Genomic DNA, 15,207 nt, shown 5'->3' with positions numbered 1-15,207 from the left:
TATCCGTTTTTTGCCCAATCAAAATTCATTGTTTCTATTCTAGTAACTCTAAGAATTCATTAAAGCTATCTGCAACATTGTAAAAAACAGGTTCAAACTCACCCGACTCTTCATGTGACCATACACTTACAGATGGGTTATTTTTATTGGTTCTAAAATCTAAACAAACAAAGTCACCTGCAAATATACTAGCTATTGGCAATACATCTGCACCTAATAAATCTTCGTTATCAGATAACCTTTCTCCTATTTGCGAAAATACAACATCTATATCATAGATTCCTTTCGGATTATTCTCAATGTCATCCAGCATACACAAAAACCTTTCTAACGCATAACTACGATTGTTACTCTCAAATGTAGCTTCCTTAACCTCTGCTCCATTATACGTTTTAATAAAGTTTAAGAAAGACTCTGGTAATGTTAGTCGCCAAAACTTTTCATGTTTTTTGATTAATTCTTCTGAAGGTAATGGTTTTACTATAGTGTCCTGTATTATTTTCATAGTTTTACCCTTTCTTTACTATACTATCTCGGAGCGTCTGCCCACATTCCAGTAGATCTACCACCATTGTGAATAGTAATATTGTGTATTTTAAAAGGAACTAACTCCATCTTACCCGGTATTTCAGTATGATGCCATGTCATCCCTTCTGGTCTTCCACCTATTGCATTATCCAGCCAATCAAATTGTTCATCGTCCGATGATAACCAAAGCCTTTCTGGTAACTCCTTAATCTCAACAACAACTCCAGCAGTCTTGAAATCTGCAAAACCATACCTCATTCCCTCAACTTTAATAACATTTACATTAGGAATCACGCCATTTTCAATCGCTTTTTCCTTTATCAATTTTCGTTGGCGAGCAGTCAAATATTCTCCACCATGGAATGACTTATTCCATGACCAAGTTTTATTTGTTAGAATTTTTTCACTGTATAGTTTTGCAAAATCATTAATAACATCTTCAAAAGTTTTAGTACCTGCAATGAACTCATCAATGTTCTTTAAGTTAACATTATCTATACCATTAGTAATATTCTTCCCTGAAACACCCTCTACATTGCTATCCTTCACCATGAACTTCTGATAGTTTACACCCTTACCACCATCACTCTTCACCGCAAACTTCTGTACAATATCCTTAACCGTCGTATTATCAAAAGTAACATGCTTGTAGTTATTTCCATAGGCCGTCGCTAATTCTTCGACCCTTATACGGAGAGGCACTTTCACTTTACCGATTTCCCTGCCGAAGGCTTGAACCTTCTGTACCTGCTTTTGCGCAAATTCCTTACTGTAAGGGACGAACTTTGTACCACTCGCTACTTTATCAGCGACCTTCGCCGCACCTGCCACACCACCGATTCCGAGTGCCATCAACAGCCCGTTCGGGCGCTGTTCCTCGGTCAGCTGGTTGCCGAACATGTCTTTGCCGGTGACGGCTTCGCCGAGGCCGTTGGCTGCGAGGAGTCCGTATATCCCGTATTCGGTTTTCTGAAGGAGGCTAAAGTCTTTTGTCGTTTTATAGGCATCGAGAGCGTGGTCCGCTGCATTGAGTCCTTTGGCCGTTTTGTATAGGGCGCTGCCGCCTTTGATGGCCCGGCCGACGACGGGGATGAACCCAGCGGCTGCCATGGCGCCTGCGGCGATTCGTTCGGCATCGGACAGCTTGCGGCCCGTTACTGGATCGACTCCGGTTGAGGCCCTGATTGAATCATAATATCCCGTGAATTCCCCTGTAAAGGTTTTTGTCGTATCCCAGGCTTTTTCGTACCATGGCCGGTTTTCTAGGCTTAGCTTTATATTTTTTCTATTAATCTTAGGAAAAAAAGTATTAGACATCGACATTCAGAAATTAATTAAGGTAGAGTAGCCTTTTACGGCATAGTAAAAAAGGTATATTGTACATACGTTTTAACTTTAAGTACGGCTTTATATCTTCTTAAAATGCTGTGTAGGTCTAACAATAGGTTAATCTCAATACTATAAAAAAGAATTCGGCTCTCCCTTCAAATAATAAAACCTTAGAGATTTAGATATCTCTAAGGTTTTATTATTTATTCCTGTGTTAGGGTTGTAATATAACAATTATCTATTAAAACTCTTTTAAAAAAGTCCATAACCTCTTGAGTTACAACTAACTCACCTTTTGGTGATAAACAGAAGTGATGTCCTGACCAATTTTTGAAGTTCTCTCCTTCTACTTCAACTTTACCAAGCGGAATAAATCTGCTGAATTTAGGTAATTCCTTATTTGGATACATTTCTTTAAATTCATCAGATGTAGTAATTAAACACTTTTCTAATTTGTAATCTTTAAATTCACTATTCTTTAATTCTGTTTCAAGTTTACTTGACACAATAAAGGCTGGTGTTGACTCTAACAGGTCATCTCCTAGCCATCCTTCAAACTCATAATGTAAATATTTTACCTTTCCTGAAATACCTTCAGTTGCAATATCTTCTTCTTTTCCATAAATGGTATGTTCACCATGACCCCCTGATACTTCTGGTTCTAAAAAATATAATTTCATTAGTAACATCCTTCCTATCACATTCTCACCTTTTCACTGGCGGATTAAAATTTTCACCATATTTTTGATCTAACTCAATCATATAGCCTATTACTTCCTCTTTTGTGGGATTAGGGTTATTTCTATAAAATCTATTCCAATCTATTCTTATTTTTGATAAATGTATATCACTGTTTACTTCTTTTGGTATACCTCTCAGGTTTTCTAGAGCATGTATTTCCTCAAGTGAAAATAAATTCGGGTGCCTTTTTAGAATTTGTTGCTCTATAGCATGATGAACTACTACACTACCTTTAAGGTCTGGGTATTCATCAAAGAATGTCTTTTTATAGTCCTTAATATTTTTGCCTTTGTCTATCCCCTTAGAAAAACTCTCCCCTGAAACACCCTCTACTTTGCTATCCTTCACCGTGAATTTCTGATAGGCTTCCTTAATTGTCTGCTTTTCCATTACAACGTGGGGAAGGTTTGGACCTCCTGCGAGGGATACTTGTTCCACACTTATACTTTTAGGAATTTCCTTTTTACCTAGTTCTTCACCTATATTTTTTAACGTGGTTTTTCCTGATCTCGCTATGTCTGTTATTGTGGCTTGAACCTTCTGAACCTGCTTTTGCGCAAATTCCTTGCTGTAAGGGACGAACTTTGTACCACTCGCTACTTTATCGGCGACTTTCGCCGCACCTGCCACACCGCCGATTCCAAGTGCCATCAACAGGCCGTTTTGGCGCTGTTCCCCGGTTAGCTGGTTGCCGAACATGTCCTTGCCGGTGGCTGCTTCGCCGAGGCCGTTGGCTGCGAGGAGTCCGTATATACCGTATTCGGTTTTCTGGAGGAGGCTAAAGCCTTTTGTCGTTTTATAGGCATCGAGCGCGTGGTTCGCTGCGTTGAGTCCTTTGGCCGTTTTGTAGATGGCGCTGCCGCCTTTGATGGCCCTGCCGGCCCAGCCGACTACGGGGATGAATCCAGCGGCTGCCATGGCGCCTGCGGCGATTCTTTCGGCATCGGACAGCTTGCGGCCCGTTACTGGATCGACTCCGGTCGAGGCCCTGATTGAATCATAATATCCCGTGAATTCCCCTGTAAAGGTTTTTGTCGTATCCCAGGCTTTTTCGTACCATGGGCGGTTTTCGAGTTCTTCCATTTCTTGTTCGATTTTCCGGGCTTCTGCTTGCTGCTTTTTGAAGGTTTGATAGTCTTTCATCTGACCGGCGACTTCATCCTTCACTTGATAGACATCACTGCTCTTGAATGCCGATTGATTGAATGTCATCGGCGAAACGTGGCCGTCCTGTTTGGTGGCATCAAGCAAGGCACGGAAGAGGCCAACGGCCACGTTTTCCTGCCCGATGGACACATCATATTCCTCGACCAATTGCCGGTCGACATTCTCGACCTTTGTCACGGTGTCATCCAGTCTATGCCCGGCCAGCGTGATTTTTTCATTAAAGTCCTTTTGGTCGAACATATCAAGAGGCAGGATATCGTCAATGCTGTTCAGGATCCATTGAAGACCGTTCGCTTGTTCATCGACAAGCGACTTCGCTTGGTTGATGCCGTTTGAGACTTCGCCATCTAAAAAGGGAACCTCAACCACCGTATTTCCGGATAGGTCCGCCTCTTCCAGACTGGCTGGAATGCCTTCTAAAAAACTTATTTGGGTCGTGAATAGCTCCATCCAGGCGTCCGCCACCTCGATTTGCGCTTCATAAAAGCTTTTGATGGCGGTAGCACCGGCTCCCTGAAACTCGTTATCAAGGCCAACAATGCCCTGAAATTCCTTTTTCAGGGCTGCGACTTCCTTCTTTAGGTCTTCATATTGCTTGGCACGCGACTTTGTTGCGGCCGTCAATGTCTCGGCTTCATATATCTTCATCGCTGATACCCATGTGAAGACGTATGGGCGATGGCTTCATCCTGTTCTTTTAATAAGTCAATGTTGGCACGGGTATCTTCCACGTTTTTCTGGACGATTTTGATATATTGCTCGAAGACCTTCTCCAGGTTCGTTTCGCGGTCGATCCATTTCGAAGTGAATTCCAATTTATTGCTGCCCAGCTCGCCTGCCCGCAAATTTCCAAGCTTGACTGTACCAAGTGCCGTCTTCACCTGATCGACTTGCTTCATTACGGCAGGATGATTCAGTTTGATTGTCGTCATTAAAACAACCACCCTTTTAAATATGATATTTTGCTTTCCAATTGATCTATGAAGGCTTCTCCTTTGCCTAAAAGAACATCCGCTTCATGTGCTATCGTACCTGCTGCACTCAGAGCCTTTTTCTCTATATTAAGCATCATGATTTTACCGTCGATTTTCTCTTGATAGTCGTCATAATCATCATGAATGATCGTTGACATTGCCTTGTATGCATCACTGCGGGAATCTTGAAAGTCTTCTGCACGGTTTCCAGTCCAGCTTTTTGCCAAGTCCGGATTTTTAATTTTAGCGATTTCACCAAGACAAGCATTCTGTTCTTCTTTGATTTGTCTTTTTGCCTGCTCCAAACGGTTGATTTTTTCATTCACATCGGACATTTTACTGGAAAGGGCTGAGTGAATTTCACTCAATGAATTTGCATACACTTAAAAAATCACCTCAAACATACTATTCTCATTATGTAGACTGTCATATTTTTCATAATTTTTATTATAAGGATTATAGTCTTAGAGTTAAATAGGGATAAATAAGCTATTTATGCTAAGTGTTTAGGGAATTCATCCCACACGCACCAATTCCAGATTAGACTTTTTACCCCTAATTTAACATTTTTAAACATAAAAAGAGGGTGCATGCTGCACCCTCTGAATATTTACTGCATTATTTGAATTCCTTTTCGTCAAATAAATGCGGAACTTTCACCTTTTTCCCTTTTTTATGATTGAGATCAGGTTTTTTAGCTTCAATTTTTGCTTGGTCATAGACAGCGGTGCCGACAATTTCAGCAACATCTTGAAGCTTTTCTTTTGAGATTTTATCAATGGTATCATCAGGAGTATGATACCAAGGCTCTGATGGACTGTGGATGAATAAAGCAGCGGGAATCCCAGCCTCAGAAAAGGATACATGGTCACTTCTCCCGCCTTGTCCATATGGAGTCGGCTCACCATTCAGTCTTGTACTTGATGCCTGGGCAAGCTCGGTTACAAGGTTCATTTCTCCATCATTAGTCAAAATGACCAAATCTCCGGCATCCTTGCTTCCCACCATATCGAGATTGAAGTTGGCAATGGTCCGCTTGATATCATCATCAGGGAGATTGCTCACATAATGCTTTGAACCCAGCAATCCATTTTCCTCTGCCCCAAAGGTGACGAAGCGAATTTCCGTATCTGTAGGAAGATTCTTCAGAACACGGGCAAGTTCAAGGGTGACGGATGTTCCTGATGCATCATCATTCGCTCCGGGTGCTCCTGCGACGGAATCATGATGGCCAGTAATATAAATGATATCGTTCTTTGTTGCTTTATTGTTCTTTGTTGCTTTTTTCGTTGCCACTACATTATAAGAGGTTTTTTCTCCGGAATAGGCTCCTTCAATTTTTAATGATGCTGTCAATTTGACTTCAGCATTCAATTTTTCCAGAAGGGCTTCTCCATCCTTTTTGGTGATCGTGACGGATGGAATATACTTGTCATTATCCTCTCCGAGTGTCCCGTTTAATTCCCCATCTGCATTATTGAATAGGATGACTCCCGCTGCCCCTTTTTCCGCTGCATTCAATACTTTCTCTGCAAAAGTGAGGCTTCCTCTTTGTATAAGGGCAATCTTCCCTGCAACGTCGGTTTCCTCAAGCTCTTCTTTCGTTCCTAAACCGGCATATACCACTTCACCGGATAGGTCCCCATTAACTGAATAGGTTAAATGGTTCGCTTGGATTTCCCCATCAAATCCGGCAACGGACAGTTCGACCAGATTTGGGTCTGTATAAGATAAAAAATTGAACTCTTCAATATCGGCTTTATAGCCATAAGATTGAAATTGCTTTTTGATGAATTGGACGGCTTTATACTCAGAATCCGTACCGGCCACCCGAGGTGTTTGTGAGAGGTATTCAATATTCTTGTAGATTTTATCGGCATCGATTCTTTTAATGACTTGCTTGTCCGTGGATGGCGCTGATAGCACCGGCGATGAATGTGGCGCTGATAGCACCGGCGATGAATGTGGCGCTGCTAATGCGGTGGTTGCCCCGGCTGTCCCGAGTGTCAATGCTGCGATTAAGGTTACCGACAGAAATTGTTTTTTCATAGATTGCCTCCCAGTTTAATAGATTCCTCCATAATTTTACAATACATAGAAAATACTAACTAGGTAGGTTTATCCCTATTCATGCATGTCTAAAGTAACGAATTTACAAATAAAAGAAATTAACAGGATGTTTGACTCATGCCGAAAGTTCCCTATCATTCGATATTTTGTCATATTATATAAAAATACCTGTAATCCAAACAGGATTTTCGCTCTTTTTCGGGAAAATAATACAGAAGAGATAGAATTTCTACAGGGAGAAGGCGCAAAGATGCCGATAACTAAATTCGTGATGCCGGAAGTGATTTTTGGAAAAGGTTCGATTGAACAAGCTGGCGAGGCCTGCTTGCGGCTGGGTGCCAAAAAGGCGCTGATAGTAAGCGACTCCGGGGTTGCCAATGCTGGCTGGTTAGATAAAGTCATTAAATCCTGCCAAGATGCAGGCCTTGCTTTTGCTACCTTCATTGAAATGACGACCAATCCGAAGGACAGGGAGATCGAGGCTGGCTGTTTGGCATTTAAAGAACAAGAATGTGATGCCATCATCGGGTTGGGTGGAGGCAGTGCTTTGGATGTCGCCAAAGGGGTTGCCCTTTTAGTAACGAATGGCGGCATCATCAGTGATTATGAAGGGGTTGATAAAGTCCACTCTCCCCTCCCGCCCATGGTGATGATCATGACCACTGCTGGATCGGGTTCGGAAGTATCCCAGTTTTCGGTGATCGTCGATTCATTCCGCGAGAAAAAAATGACGATCATTTCAAAATCACTCGTCCCCGATATTGCAATAGTCGACCCTGGTACCTTAACCACCTTGGGACCGGATTTGACAGCAGCTACGGGAATGGATGTTTTAACCCACGCCATTGAATCCTATGTTTCAATCGCTGCGACACCTTTGACAGATGTACAAGCTAAAAACGCGCTTTCCATCGTTTCCCGTCACTTACGCCCCTCTGTTGCATCCAGGCATAATGAGGAAGCAAAAAAAGCGATGGCGATGGCGAGCCTGCAGGCTGGACTGGCCTTTTCCAATGCCATTTTGGGGGCTGCCCATGCCATTTCACATGCCCTAGGCGGCAAGTACCTCCTTCCGCATGGTGAAATCAATGCGATACTCCTTCCCCATGTCATGGATTTCAATCGAATTGCCTCACCAAGGCGATTCCGCGAGATTGCCGACATCATGGGTATCGATACACGGGCATTGACCGAGCAGCAAGCAGGAATGGCAGCCATTAGCTTCGTAAGGGAATTATCACAGGATATAGGGGCTCCCAAAACTTTAAGTGATGTCGGCATTACGAAAGAAATGATAGATCCCATTGGGATGACCGCTCTTGAGGATGCCTGCATGATCACAAATCCTCGTGATATGTCATTAGATCAGATAAATCAGCTGCTTCTTACAGCCCTATAAGAGGTGAAAAGCATGAACAAACTTGAAATGATAGATTTAATGACAGGCGTTAAATCTTCAAAGAAAACGTATTACACGGAACTTAAGAAAACCGTGGATCAGCTGAAGAAGAAGAATATGCAGCTTGAAATCATGAATGACATCACTAAAAATATGAATATGGACATCGACATCCAAGAGATTCTCCGAAATGTTATTGCAAAACTTAAGCAGCTCATTACCTTCGATGACAGTCATTTTGTCATATTGTATGAGGAAGAACCTACCCTGCTTCACATTTGCCCTAATGGTCACTGCGAACTTGAAATGGATCCCAAAAACTTGTTACACCCTTTTCAGGATTTCTCATCGGCCCTGAAGGACAAACAGCCGATTCAGGTGGAAGTTAAACGGCTACCGGAATTCCCAGAAAAGGAACGTCTATTATCCCTTGAAATCGAATCACTTCTATTAGTCCCTTTATACGGAAAAAGTAAAAAAATCGGAATTTGGACTTTCGGCAGGAAGAAAAAGAAAACATGGCATGAAGATGAACTCGAATTTCTTGAGCAACTATCCAACCAGCTTGCGTTAACTTTGGAGAATGCCCAGCTTTATAAGGAAGTTCTTCATTCCAAACAGGAGTGGGAGGATACATTCAAGGCAGTTGAGGATATGATCATCGTCTTTGATCACAAAGGAACGGTCTATCAATCCAATGATTCAGCTAGGGACTTTTCCGACCTGCTTGCTTTAATTGAAAAATCCCAATCTCTGATTCAAGATACCTTTACGTGTAATAAGCCAGGGTTTCAGGAAATTCTCCTTCAGCATGATACCATCTTGGAAATGCATGCCTACCCGATTCAGAATAAGGAGCATCAAGTATATGGGGTCATTGCTTATTATAAAAATGTCACCGAAAGAAGACAGATGGAAGTCCAGCTATTGCATGCCGGGAAACTTGGGGCGATTGGTGAAATGGCAGCCGGGATTGCCCATGAATTGAATAGCCCATTAACGGCCATTCTTGGTAACTCGCAAATTTTATTACGGAAAACCCCACAGGCCAATCCGGATTATATGCTATTGGACGATATCAAGATTTGTGGGGACCGATGCAGGCAAATAGTGAAAAGCCTGCTTACCTTTTCAAGGCAGGATGAGTATAGATTCCACTATTACTCTATTAACGAAGCCATTCACCAGGTTCTGAACCTATTGAAGTTCCAACTTGGGAAGAAGCAAATCTCCCTCCATCTTACCCTTCAGGAAGACCTTCCTTTCATAAAGGGCAGCCAGCCGCAGATAGAACAGATCATCATCAACTTGCTATTGAATGCCAAGGACGCATTGGATGAGTCCGCCCAAACGGAAAAATCGATTGCGATCACTACCTATACAGAAAACAAGTTCATGGTGGTTCAGGTGACTGATAACGGAACGGGGATTGAAATTGAACGCCTGCCCTTCATATTCCATCCCTTTCATACGACTAAAGACCGTGAAAAAGGTACAGGTTTGGGGCTGTCTGTAAGCCTCGGCATCGCCAAAGACCATGGCGGAAAGATCGACGTTTTGAGCACACCAGGACAAGGAAGCACTTTTTTCCTGAGGCTTCCCTTACAAGGAGAGGAAAGGGGATGATAAGGTGGTTCATTTACTTGTGGTAGACGATGAGAAAGAGGTTGGGACTTTTCTATCCCGCCTTTTTACGATGAAAGGTTACCTCGTACAAGTTGTGAATAGCGGCAAGGAGTTTCATGAGATCGATTGGAATCAGCAGCGTTTTGATGTCGCAATGATAGATTTGAAGCTTCCGGATTGTGATGGGCTTTCCCTCCTTCAGCATCTAAAACAACTGCAGCCGCGGTGCAAGGTACTGATCATGACCGGATACAGCACCGTCAAGACCGCTGTTGATGCAATGAAGCTCGGTGCGAGTGATTACATGGAAAAACCCTTCGTGGATATTGAAGTACTGGAAAGGCAGATTGACAACCTATTGAATGAAAATGAAGCTTTGAATCAGCATTTCATCCATAAGCTAGCCGAGGATTCAGGACTCATTGTCGGTGAAAGTCCTTTAATGAAGAATTTGATTGAAACGGCTTTCAAGGTGGCCCAAAAATCGGTCAATGTATTAATTGAAGGAGAAACTGGAAGCGGTAAAGAAGTGCTTTCCCGCTTCATCCACATTGCCAGTCCCCGGAACCATGAACCTTTTATCGGCATCAATTGTGGAGCGATCTCTGAATCCCTGCTGGAAAGCGAATTATTCGGTCATGAAAAGGGAGCTTTCACAGGAGCGACCCAGCTACGAAAGGGTTTTTTCGAAATTGCAGGGAACGGGACGCTTTTCCTTGATGAAATTGCGGATGCGAGTCCCGCCATTCAAGTCAAATTGCTTAGGGTTTTGGAAACACGGGAATTCATGCGGGTTGGCAGCAGCGGGACATTACGGACGAACGCCCGGTTAGTGGCGGCCTCCAATGAAAATCTGCAGCAGGCAGTGGACAAGAATAAATTTCGGGAAGACCTATTTTACCGACTGAACGTCGTGACTTTGGATATCCCGCCATTAAGGAGCCGAAAAGAGGATATTCCGTTGCTTGTCCGTCACTTGGTTGAGAGAAATGGTCATGGAGATATTTCTTTTTCGAATGAAGCCATTGAAAAATTACAGCAATACAACTGGCCAGGCAACATACGCGAACTTTCTAATGTAGTCATGCGCACGCTAACTCTTGCAGACAATAAGTCGGTAATAACCGCCAATGATATCTCTCTATCCAACAACCAGTTCACTCCTGACAAAAATGTGGCCCCTAATGGGATTCAGTCAACTGAAAACCTTCTTGAAGAGTGGCGAAAAAGGCTGGTGGCTGACTTTAATGAGAAGGATGAACTGATGCTTGAAGAAATCCTTACGGAAATCAAACAGCTTCAATCGACAATTGGAAAGGAGCTCGTCATGCAGGCACTGCAAAAAACCTACGGCAACCGGAATGAAGCTGCCAAACGCTTGCAGATATCCATAAGGAAATTGCGCTATATATTAAATGAGAAGAGCCAGACATAATAAAAAGAAGGATGCCCCGTTCCAGGGCTTCCTCCTCTGTTCCTATTCTAGCGTCAATACGATACGTCCGTTGATTTCTCCCTTTTCCATCATGGAAAACACGTCATTGATTTCATCAAGCTTTCTTGTTTCAATATTCGTTCTGACTTTTCCATCAGCCGCAAATTGAACAGCTTCCTGTAAATCTTTTCTCGTCCCAACGATGGACCCTTTTACAGTTACCCCATTTAACACTGTATCAAAAATCGGGATTGGAAGTTCATCATTCGGCAATCCGACTACGACAAGTGTGCCGCCCCTCTTGACTGAACTGTAAGCCTGTTCGAATGCTTTTTTCGTAACCGCCACAGAAATGGATGCCTGCACACCGCCAACCTTATCCTTTATGGCCTGTACAGGATCGGTCTTAAGCCCATTAACCGTGTAATCCGCCCCCAGTTCCGTTGCCAGATCAAGCTTATCATCTTGAATATCGACAGCAATAACATTAAAGCCCATCGCTTTTGCGTATTGCAGGGCAACATGTCCCAATCCGCCAATTCCATAAATCGCTACCCAATCACCAGGTTTTGCTTCTGATACCTTAAGCGCCTTATAAGTCGTTACACCTGCACAGAAAATCGGTGATACCTCCGCAAAGTCAAGCCCTTCAGGAACCTTCACCACATATTTGGCAGGTGCTTTACAATATTCCGCATACCCGCCGTCCACGGAATAACCTGCATTCAATTGATCCAAGCAAAGCGTTTCCCTTCCAGTCAGACAATATTCACAATCGCCACATGCCGAATAAAGCCATGGGATCCCAACACGGTCACCCACTTTCAAGGAAGTTACGCCTTCTGCCACCTTTTCTATAATACCCACACCCTCATGTCCGGGGATAAGCGGAAGCTTGGGTTTTACCGGCCAATCACCATGGACCGCATGTAGATCGGTATGACACACGCCACAGGCTTTAATTTTCACTAATATCTCACCATACTCCAATTCCGGGATGGGTACTTCTTTAATCTCAAGTTTTTGGTTAAATTCATTGACGACCGCCGCTTTCATTGTCTTAACCTGTTGTTTTGCATTTACAGTGCTTGCCCCTTGTTTTACATTCATGATTCATTTTCCTCCCTTAATCCAGTGGATATTATTTCTTGCTACTACTTAAACTTGCACTACTTAAACCTGCTACTACTTACTTAAAATAGATGCAAGTGCCATGCCACTGCAAACAGGCCAAGAAGACAGCATTCACTTAAAAAAAGTGCCGAAAAATCGGCCCATTTGGACGAAATAACGGCTCAAGTTGGACGAAATCCGGTTTGTATATTGCAGAAAAAATGGCTCACCCTATAAATAGGAGGTGTCCAAAACATGGACCAATTTGAAAAAGCCTATGAATCATATAAACAGCAGGGAACACCGCAAGCAAACCAACCTGATTCAGCAGGAAAAGAAGAAATCATCGCCGTAAGGAAAAATGAAGAGGACAATATTATCGCCATCAAGACGAACTCCGGCCGCGAACTCGACTACCCCACAGCCCTTGCGGAAGCAAAGGCTGGCAACCTGGCCAATGTTGACGTCTTTCATAAATATGGACGTGACATATTGCGGAGTGAGCCCGATGGGATAAAGGAAAATAACCTGGATCAACTGCCGGAGTTTTGAATTTTCGGGGAGACTGCCTGATATGGGCAGTTTTTTTCTGTCTGGATGAGCTAAAAAAGAACCAGCATGATTAGCCGGATCTTATTTTTCGTAAGGATAGGATTCAGAGATTTCGAGCAGTCGGCCGCAGGACTCGACAACCTCGATGATTTCCATCCATGACATGTCCAGACCCAGTTCATTAGCATGGGAAATCTTATCCCGTAATTTCCGGATGGCGTTCGCATCCTTCTTCCCTTTACTTTTCGAAGGGATTTGGAAGAAGCACCTCAATTCTTTATCTTTATGTATAATATCGAATTTATCACTGATTTGCAGGCACTCTATTATATTGATATCCTCATTTTTATCGATTCTCCTTCTATATAATTCGGTTGCCTTTTCTAAACGGTCTTCGCTGATCATTGGATACCAGCTGCCATCGCCGAATCTATCCAGGATGATATCACTCATCCTCATTTCCAATAAGGTAATATATCCGAATATCAGCATCCTGATCGGAGGCTTTTGAAGGTCGGCATGGGTAATCAACATTTTAATTGAATTATTCTCTAATACGAACACCCTTGTTTTATTCTTGAAAATATGGAGAAGCTGGATCAAAGGGGTTGAATCCGAAACCATTTCCCTTGGTGAAAAGCTTTTTAAATATTCAGAAATACTCCCTTCACCTAGTTCTTCCCTTTCGATATACCCGATGATTTCCCCTTGATCTTTGACTGCCAATATATCAAAATTCTTTTTTTCCAATGCTTTCTGAATATCCAGAGCCAGATCATTTTTATGGCAAAACTCAAGCTCCTGGGCAATGCTCTTAACCGTTATATTTTCTTCATAAAGAGTTTTAAGACTAAGATAGCTGCTATTGCTTTTTCTTTCGCTTCCATTTAACATCTTTCAACCTCCGCTCAGGAACACTTTCTGCCCGTTTTCCGCTTTAATCATAGAAATGCATGCGGCCCCCACAAATAAAGTCCACTGCAGTGGACTCAATCCCAATCATGTTAATCTAATTTTTTGGCACCCATTGATCAAATGCCATCAACTGTATTGCCTACCGCCGTTTCCTCATTCTCCTTTTCTTCCCAACCCTTACAAACATCCACCCAATCCTTCGCACCTGAATATTCAAACAATTCAGCGAGTGTAAGTTCTATTGCAGAGTTCGCACTGCCGCAAGCCGGGAACAATGACTCGAAGCGCTTCATTGATACATCAAGAAAAACAGCTAAATCGTTTGCCAGACCAAACGGGCAAACTCCTCCGATTGCATGGCCGGTCTGTGCAAGCACTTCTTCAGGCGAAAGCATTCGTGCCTTGAAACCGAATGTCTGACGAAATTTCTTATTATCCACTTTGGCGTCCCCTGCGGCAACTACCAAAATCGCGTGTTCACCTTCCCCTTTAAAGGAAAGAGTCTTAGCAATCCGCGCTGGGATAACACCGATGGTTTCCGCTGCCTCAATCACCGTAGCACTCGATGTTTCAAACTCCTTTACGTCGCCTTCCCGATTCCATTTTTTAAAATGGCTTTTTACACTCTCGATCGACATATTATATTCACTCCTTTGACGTACATATTGAAATAATATCATCCTTCATTGCAATAAATCAAAATCCTATTGTGCTACTTCTCCTGCTTGGAAACTAATAAATTAAAACCATTCTTTACAAATTGACGAAACAAGCTTACATGAGATACTATTAAACATCGGGTAAACGCCTACACGTGGTTCGTAACCATCCCACGATAAAAAACTAGGGAGAGAGTAAAATGAATGTTCGTACACTCGTGATAAACGGGTTATTGGCTGCCTTGTATGTGGCGGTCTCATTGGTGTTTAAACCAATAGCTTTTGAGATGTTCCAATTCCGTGTACCGGAAATGTTGAATCATCTGATTGTATTCAATAAAAAGTATATCTACGGTATCGTTGGCGGAGTCTTCATATCGAATCTGCTCTTTTCACCGATGGTACCATATGATTTGATTTTTGGGGTGGGGCAATCCCTGCTCGCCTTATTGCTTGTCATTTATGTATCTCGTTTCATAAAAGGCATTAAAGGACGGATGATCGCCACGATTATCTTTTTCACGTTCACAATGTTTTTAATTGCAATTGAACTGAACCTTGCCTTTGGCTTGCCATTCTGGCTAAGCTGGATGACTACAGCTGTCGGTGAGTTCGTTGTCCTCCTGATTGGAGCGCCAATCATTTATGGAATGAACAAAAGAATTCAGTTTGAAAAGTGGCTTTAAAAGGAATCTTCGC

Annotated in this window: 14 protein-coding genes, 1 pseudogene and 1 riboswitch; of the genes and pseudogenes, 5 read left to right on the top strand and 10 right to left on the bottom strand. The window is 42.7% G+C overall.

Annotated elements, in window-relative coordinates; translation table 11 throughout:
• Positions 1 to 34: 34 nt before the first annotated feature.
• The 7 genes and pseudogenes from ABOA58_RS02375 to ABOA58_RS02345 all read right to left on the bottom strand — a co-directional run bounded on the left by ABOA58_RS02375 (position 35) and on the right by ABOA58_RS02345 (position 6,788).
• Entirely contained in the window at positions 35 to 505 is a 471-nt protein-coding gene (locus ABOA58_RS02375; protein ID WP_350301052.1) for an SMI1/KNR4 family protein, read from the bottom strand.
• Between the two features lie 23 nt (positions 506 to 528).
• Positions 529 to 1,788, bottom strand: a pseudogene (locus ABOA58_RS02370) (pre-toxin TG domain-containing protein); the annotation flags it as partial.
• Between the two features lie 272 nt (positions 1,789 to 2,060).
• Positions 2,061 to 2,537 carry a hypothetical protein gene (locus ABOA58_RS02365; protein ID WP_350301050.1) on the bottom strand — a complete coding sequence of 159 codons (477 nt, stop codon included), beginning with the start codon at positions 2,535 to 2,537 and terminating at the stop codon, positions 2,061 to 2,063.
• Between the two features lie 25 nt (positions 2,538 to 2,562).
• Positions 2,563 to 4,413, bottom strand: coding sequence for a ribonuclease YeeF family protein (locus ABOA58_RS02360; protein WP_350301049.1), 1,851 nt, complete (start codon positions 4,411 to 4,413; stop codon positions 2,563 to 2,565).
• The gene (locus ABOA58_RS02355; protein ID WP_350301048.1) at positions 4,410 to 4,697 is read right to left on the bottom strand and encodes a YwqI/YxiC family protein; all 288 of its coding nucleotides are present in this window, start codon (positions 4,695 to 4,697) and stop codon (positions 4,410 to 4,412) included. The genes ABOA58_RS02360 and ABOA58_RS02355 overlap by 4 nt, the downstream gene beginning before the upstream one ends.
• Positions 4,697 to 5,122, bottom strand: coding sequence for a YwqH-like family protein (locus ABOA58_RS02350; RefSeq protein ID WP_350301047.1), 426 nt, complete (start codon positions 5,120 to 5,122; stop codon positions 4,697 to 4,699). Before ABOA58_RS02350 ends, ABOA58_RS02355 begins: the two co-directional genes overlap by 1 nt.
• Positions 5,123 to 5,357: 235 nt before the next feature.
• Complete coding sequence (locus ABOA58_RS02345; RefSeq protein ID WP_350301046.1) at positions 5,358 to 6,788, bottom strand: M28 family peptidase; 1,431 nt, start codon at positions 6,786 to 6,788, stop codon at positions 5,358 to 5,360.
• A 271-nt stretch (positions 6,789 to 7,059) separates the two neighbouring features.
• On the opposite strand from ABOA58_RS02345, the gene ABOA58_RS02340 reads away from it, so the two are divergent.
• Genes ABOA58_RS02340 through ABOA58_RS02330 form a run of 3 tightly spaced genes read left to right on the top strand, consistent with a single transcriptional unit; the run spans position 7,060 to position 11,269 of the window.
• Positions 7,060 to 8,208 carry an iron-containing alcohol dehydrogenase gene (locus ABOA58_RS02340; RefSeq protein ID WP_350301045.1) on the top strand — a complete coding sequence of 383 codons (1,149 nt, stop codon included), beginning with the start codon at positions 7,060 to 7,062 and terminating at the stop codon, positions 8,206 to 8,208.
• Between the two features lie 12 nt (positions 8,209 to 8,220).
• On the top strand, positions 8,221 to 9,834 hold the full coding sequence (locus tag ABOA58_RS02335) for an ATP-binding protein (RefSeq protein ID WP_350301044.1): 1,614 nt from the start codon (positions 8,221 to 8,223) through the stop codon (positions 9,832 to 9,834).
• 4 nt (positions 9,835 to 9,838) lie between these two features.
• Positions 9,839 to 11,269: a sigma-54-dependent transcriptional regulator gene (locus ABOA58_RS02330; protein ID WP_350301043.1), complete on the top strand. Its 1,431-nt coding sequence runs from the start codon at positions 9,839 to 9,841 to the stop codon at positions 11,267 to 11,269.
• Positions 11,270 to 11,311: 42 nt separating this feature from the next.
• On the opposite strand, the gene adhP is transcribed toward ABOA58_RS02330, so the two are convergent.
• Positions 11,312 to 12,325 carry an alcohol dehydrogenase AdhP gene (gene adhP / locus ABOA58_RS02325; RefSeq protein ID WP_350302770.1) on the bottom strand — a complete coding sequence of 338 codons (1,014 nt, stop codon included), beginning with the start codon at positions 12,323 to 12,325 and terminating at the stop codon, positions 11,312 to 11,314.
• 312 nt (positions 12,326 to 12,637) lie between these two features.
• Between adhP and ABOA58_RS02320 the strand changes: the two genes are divergently transcribed.
• A complete protein-coding gene (locus ABOA58_RS02320; protein WP_101224982.1) occupies positions 12,638 to 12,934 on the top strand; it encodes a DUF3892 domain-containing protein in 297 nt (98 codons plus the stop codon).
• A gap of 81 nt (positions 12,935 to 13,015) precedes the next feature.
• On the opposite strand, the gene ABOA58_RS02315 is transcribed toward ABOA58_RS02320, so the two are convergent.
• Together ABOA58_RS02315 and ABOA58_RS02310 are read right to left on the bottom strand one after the other, a co-directional pair.
• The gene (locus ABOA58_RS02315) at positions 13,016 to 13,828 is read right to left on the bottom strand and encodes a hypothetical protein (RefSeq protein WP_350301042.1); all 813 of its coding nucleotides are present in this window, start codon (positions 13,826 to 13,828) and stop codon (positions 13,016 to 13,018) included.
• Positions 13,829 to 13,965: 137 nt separating this feature from the next.
• On the bottom strand, positions 13,966 to 14,487 hold the full coding sequence (locus ABOA58_RS02310; RefSeq protein WP_350301041.1) for a YbaK/EbsC family protein: 522 nt from the start codon (positions 14,485 to 14,487) through the stop codon (positions 13,966 to 13,968).
• Between the two features lie 170 nt (positions 14,488 to 14,657).
• Positions 14,658 to 14,702, top strand: a riboswitch (PreQ1 riboswitch).
• A gap of 6 nt (positions 14,703 to 14,708) precedes the next feature.
• Here ABOA58_RS02310 and ABOA58_RS02305 point away from each other — a divergent pair.
• Positions 14,709 to 15,194, top strand: a complete 486-nt coding sequence (locus ABOA58_RS02305) for a QueT transporter family protein (RefSeq protein WP_048686195.1) — start codon at positions 14,709 to 14,711, stop codon at positions 15,192 to 15,194.
• Positions 15,195 to 15,207: the final 13 nt, after the last annotated feature.

The sequence above is a fragment of the Peribacillus frigoritolerans genome, from assembly GCF_040250305.1.
Lineage (GTDB): Bacteria > Bacillota > Bacilli > Bacillales > DSM-1321 > Peribacillus.
Note: the sequence above shows the minus strand (reverse complement) of the source record. Positions and strands in the feature narration are given on the sequence as shown.